This is a genomic window from Candidatus Zixiibacteriota bacterium (genome assembly GCA_022865345.1).
Taxonomy (GTDB): Bacteria; Zixibacteria; MSB-5A5; order MSB-5A5; family RBG-16-43-9; genus RBG-16-43-9.
On the sequence record JALHSU010000090.1, the window covers coordinates 1 to 5,021 of the forward strand.

At 43.9% G+C, this 5,021-nt stretch carries 3 protein-coding genes; 1 reads left to right on the forward strand and 2 read right to left on the reverse strand.

Translation table 11 applies throughout. The features are described 5' to 3' along the window. Window positions 1–1,246, reverse strand: a 1,246-nt coding sequence (locus MUP17_04170; GenBank protein MCJ7458170.1) for a sigma-54 dependent transcriptional regulator, incomplete at its 3' end; no start/stop codon positions are given. 57 nt (window positions 1,247–1,303) lie between these two features. After that, window positions 1,304–3,466, reverse strand: coding sequence for a ribonuclease R (gene rnr / locus MUP17_04175; GenBank protein MCJ7458171.1), 2,163 nt, complete (start codon window positions 3,464–3,466; stop codon window positions 1,304–1,306). 568 nt (window positions 3,467–4,034) lie between these two features. Between rnr and MUP17_04180 the strand changes: the two genes are divergently transcribed. After that, window positions 4,035–4,838 carry an energy-coupling factor transporter transmembrane protein EcfT gene (locus MUP17_04180; protein ID MCJ7458172.1) on the forward strand — a complete coding sequence of 268 codons (804 nt, stop codon included), beginning with the start codon at window positions 4,035–4,037 and terminating at the stop codon, window positions 4,836–4,838. Window positions 4,839–5,021: the final 183 nt, after the last annotated feature.

Here is a 5,021-nt window from a genome sequence, read left to right on the forward strand (position 1 = left end):
CCTTTCGCAGGACAGCGATCTCCTTTCTCAAACCCAAAAGCGCCTGGTAGATTAGCTCGTGTTCAGCCGCGGTCACACTTTTCCCCGTAATTACGGGCAGATGCCTTTCAATCTGCACCTGCTTATCGATATATCTTAACACATCCTGGGCTTCAATGTAGCGGTCTGCAGAAAAAACCAAACTGCTCTCTAACAAGTTCCTCAATTCCCGGACATTTCCGGGCCAGTGATATTTCAGCAAAAGCTCCATCGCCTCTTCTGTTACTCCTAAGATTTTCTTAGGGCTTTCCTGGTTTAATTTCTGGATGAAATCATAGACCAGTATGGGGATATCCCTGGTCCTTTCCCTCAAAGGCGGGATGTCGATTTTCACCACGCTTAATCTGAAATAGAGATCGCTGCGAAAACTTCCCATCTCTACTTCCCTTTCCAGGTCTCTATTGGTAGCAGCTATAATCCTGACATCCACTTTGACGTCTTTAACCCCTCCTACCCGTAAAAAGGTCTTCTCCTCCAGAATCCTCAAAAGCTTAACCTGTATGGCAGGCTTGATCTCGGCTATCTCATCCAGAAAGATGGTTCCCTTATCCGCTCTTTCGAAAAATCCCTCTCTCCGACTTATTGCTCCGGTGAAGGATCCCTTCTCATGTCCGAAAAGCTCGCTTTCCAAAACCCCTTCAGCCAATGCCCCGCAATTAGCAGCCACAAAGGGACCAGCTTTTCTGGGACTATTGTTGTGAATTGCCCGGGCCACTAATTCTTTGCCGGTTCCACTTTCTCCGGTGATAGACACGGTGATGTTGGTCGGGGCAACCTGCAGAATCGCCTCCGCGATCTTTTTTAATTCCTCTGATTTCCCCACCAGGCCGCAGGATTCCAGGAATTCTTTTTCCTTGAGAAGTTTCTTAACCTTTATCCTGACCTCCTCAGGTGCCAGAGGGAGCTGGAGAAGGTCATCTGCCCCGCACCCCAGAAAGATATCCTGCTGTTCGGGTATTTCCTCTGAAGCCACCAGGAGATCTGATCTCGGATTTTTGTTTGCAATCTTCTTTATCAGGCTCTCGCAGGGGTAGTCCTTGATACGGGAGTCCAGAACCACTATCTCCGAGGGTTCTTCCTTGAGTTTTTTCAACCCTTCGGTGCTGTCCTGGGCTGAAACTATCTCAAAATCTGGCAGGATCTTTCTAATGTCCTGGTGAAACTCGCTGGATTTGCTTATGCTGAGAATTCTATGATTTTGAACCATAAAACATTAAGAAAATAACAGGAAGGAGTCTTTTTGGCAATCTTTTTTATATTTTGTTCAATCCCTGAATCTTCCTTTTCTCTTTTTCTGTTTACCCGCCCCTTTCTCTGACACCAGGTTGAAATCTATCTCTCTTTCCTCTTTGTTCACTCTTATTAACTGAACTTTAACCCGCTCACCCAGATTATAAATCTTTCTGGAATGTCTGCCTACTAACCTTTTATTCTTCTCATCATACCTGTAATAGTCATCCTCCATCGAACTCAGTCGAACTAAGCCTTCAGCTAAAAGGTCATCCAGCCTTACGAAAAACCCGAAGGGCAGGATTCCAGAGATAATTCCGCTGAAATGCTCTCCTAATCTGTCCTTCAGATACTCTATCTGTTTGAGTTTGATAGATTCCTGCTCAACTTCATCCGCTAACCTTTCCCGGTCTGAGGTGAACTTCCCGATAAAAGGCAGTTTTTCCTGAAGATAAGCTCTTCTCTCTGGGATATAGTTTTTTGTTTCTTCAAGTTCCTTTAGAAGTCGGTGAATCAAAAGGTCCGGATACCTTCGGATCGGGGAGGTGAAATGGGTATAATGGGAAAAGGCTAAACCAAAATGACCGATGTTCTCAGGCTGGTAACAGGCTTTTTTCAAAGACCTCAAAAGGAGCTCATTTATCAACTCCTCCTGTGGTGTTCCCTCAACCGATTTCAGAAATCTCTGAATCCTCTTTGGACTCATTGTTCCCTCTTTTTTTTCAACTGGGAACTTATAACCTAAGGTGGAGATGAATTCTGCGAAGTTTTCAATTTTCTCCTTATCTGGCTGGTCGTGAACCCGGTACAGAAAAGGAACTCTTAGAGAGCTGGCATATTTTGCCACGCACTGGTTTGCTAAAAGCATAAACTCCTCAATCAACCTGTGGCTTTCCAGCCTTTCCTGCTTAAAGATATCTAAAACTCTACCGTCTTTTCCCATGAGGATTTTAGCTTCGGGCAGGTCAAAGTCCAAACTTCCCCTGGATATTCTTTTCTGATGAAAAATCTGGCTTAATTTCAGCATCTCCTTTAAAGTCTGTTCCAAACCTGAAAGATTTTTATTCGATTTACCAGTATCGAAAAAAGCCTGCACCTCGTCATAATTCAACTTTGCTCTGCTCTGAATAAGGCTTTTTGCAATCCGATACTTGATTACCTTGCCCTTTGGGTCTATCTCCATTAAGCAGGAATAGGTGAGCTTCTCTTCTTTGGGTCTTAAACTGCAGATCTGATTTGAAAGCTTTTCCGGCAGCATAGGAATCACCCGATCTGCCAAGTAGATGCTGTTGCCTCTGGAAAATGCCTCTTTGTCCAGCCGTGTATTTTCCTTCACATAATAAGAGACATCCGCAATATGCACTCCTAAGAGATAGTTTCCGTTCTCTAACTTTTCCAAGGAAACAGCGTCATCGTGGTCTTTGGCGTCCCAGGGATCGATGGTAAAGCAGAGCTTATCTCTGAAATCGACCCTGGTGCGGTATTCCAGCTCAGGTATCCTCTGGGAGAGTTTTTCTGCTTCTCTATCGATTTCTCCAGGGAATTCAGAAGGCAACTGGTATTCTCTGATCAGGGTAAGGATGTCTACTCCGGGATCATCCGGATAACCCAGTATCTCCTGGATTTTCCCCTCCGGGTTCAGATATTTATCCTGCCATTCCTCCAGGGAAACAACGACTTTCTGTCCTTCTTCTGCCTTGCCTGGCTCAGGTATATAGATATCACGGGTAAACCTTTTATCGTCTGGCCGGACAAAAAAGAAATGTTTCCCTTTTTTAAAAGTTCCAACAACTATTTGATTAGCCCTCTCCAGGATTTTTATGATTGTTCCCTCTCTGCTTTTTCCGGTCTGCCTGCCGTAGATCCTAACCACAACCTTATCGCCATTCCAGGCTGTTCCCACATCATCTTTATTTATATAGACCTCTTCCTTGCCATCTTCGGCTTGCACAAAGCCGAATCCGGACTTATTAAGAGTGAGCTTTCCGACCACTAAATTGAGCTTTTCCGGCAAGCCCAGGCGATTCTTTTTGATCTTGACGATCGAGCCTCCCTGCAGCATCGAGCGAACAGTGCGGCGAAAAGCACGATAGTACTCCTCAGGAATTTTCATCCCCTTGGCCAGTTCCCTTATCTTCAAAGGGCGATAGGCTTTTTCAGCCATGAAATTCAGTATGCGAGCTTTGTCTATGGGCATAAGACTGAACTGCTCTATGAAAAGTTTCAGAGTTTAGATAATATTACAACTGGACAGGATTGTCAAGTGTAGAAAAAAAATTATCAATGTGAGAAAAAACAGGAAAAAACATTCACAGTCGATTTTGACCTTGAGGCAGATTGAACAGATTAAACGGATGAAAATCTTGAAATCAGCTTAATCCTTTCGATCAGCGGTGAGGTATTTGCGATTATCCCTGGACATTAAAGATTTTAGGTGACTGTCGGGTCCCCTGAAAGGAGAGGGGAATTGATTCTGTAGGGCAAACCTTTCCTCTGGATCCAAATTCGGACAGGTTTGCTTTCTTTTGCAAGGCTGAAGTCTTCGCCAGGATCCTGTGGACAAGACCTTGACGTCCTTGCCCTACGAACTGAAACCTCACCCTGCATCCCTCTCCTTTCCTGCGGTGGCTACGAGCCAGCCCGCCCGTAGGGCGCCAGACGTAGTCTCCGTTTAGGAAAAAAGGAGAGGGAACTAAACAAAGTTTAAATTTGACTTTGATTTTGCGGGTGACTATATTGTTGCTTCAAAATAATGGGAAGAAAATATGTCTTTGTTTGAAGATCTGGCAATAGGGCAATATCATCCCGGGGATTCCATAATCCACAGATTAGACCCCAGGATCAAGCTTGCTTTAGTCCTGGTGATGGTGCTTTTTGTTGCGGTTGCGGTGAATATTAAACTCTATTTATTATGGCTCATTGTTTCTTCTTTGCTCTTTCTTTTGTCCAAGATTCCTCTGTCGATAATTTTGAAAAGCTTAAAATCATTTATCTTTTTTTTCATTTTTATCTTTTTACTTCAGGTGCTCTTGACCTCTGAGAGTCTTGGCACCTATTTTTATTTTGGATATTTCCAGATTGGATGGGAAGGAATTCTGAACGGACTGGTCTATTCTCTGAGGCTTCTTCTTTTTATCTCCGGTGCGATCTTCTTAAGCCTTTCCACCTCGCCGATGGAGCTTTTAGATGGGGTTTTAAAGCTTTCAGGCCCTTTGAAAAAATTAAAACTGCCAGTGGAGGAGTTTTCCCTGATGAGCATGATCTCCATCCGATTTATACCGCTCCTTTTAGAGGAGGGTGTGAATTTAAAAAAAGCCCAGATGGCTCGGGGTGCAGATTTTGAGGGAAATTTAGTTCAGCGTGTCAAGAAAACCTTTCCTCTTCTGATACCCTTGTTCATCTCCTCCTTCCGCAAAGCAGATGATCTGGCACTGGCTTTGGAGGCAAGAGGTTTTCAAAGCGGGGAGAAGCGAAGCTCCTATCAGAGGTTAAAATTCAAAAAAGAAGATTACCTTTTTGCGGCAATAATTGTCCTGGTTTCTTTTTTATCTTTTAGAATTATTTTGTAAGGGTTCTCTGAAAAAGTGACAGAGAATAGTCGGGCAGGGGTCCCCGACCTACGAAATCGACAGTATCGACTATCGTAGGTGGGGTTCCAAGCCCCGCAAAATCGATTTTTCAGAGTTTTACCTGAAACGCTTTGACAGAATCTATGTCGTGATGACCAGAAACATAAAATTGAGAATAGAATA

Excerpts from the sequence above, each read along its gene's own strand:
- rnr (MCJ7458171.1), bottom strand. The coding sequence starts at position 3,466 with ATGCCCATAGACAAAGCTCGCATACTGAATTTCATGGCTGAAAAAGCC.
- MUP17_04180 (MCJ7458172.1), top strand. The coding sequence starts at position 4,035 with ATGTCTTTGTTTGAAGATCTGGCAATAGGGCAATATCATCCCGGGGAT.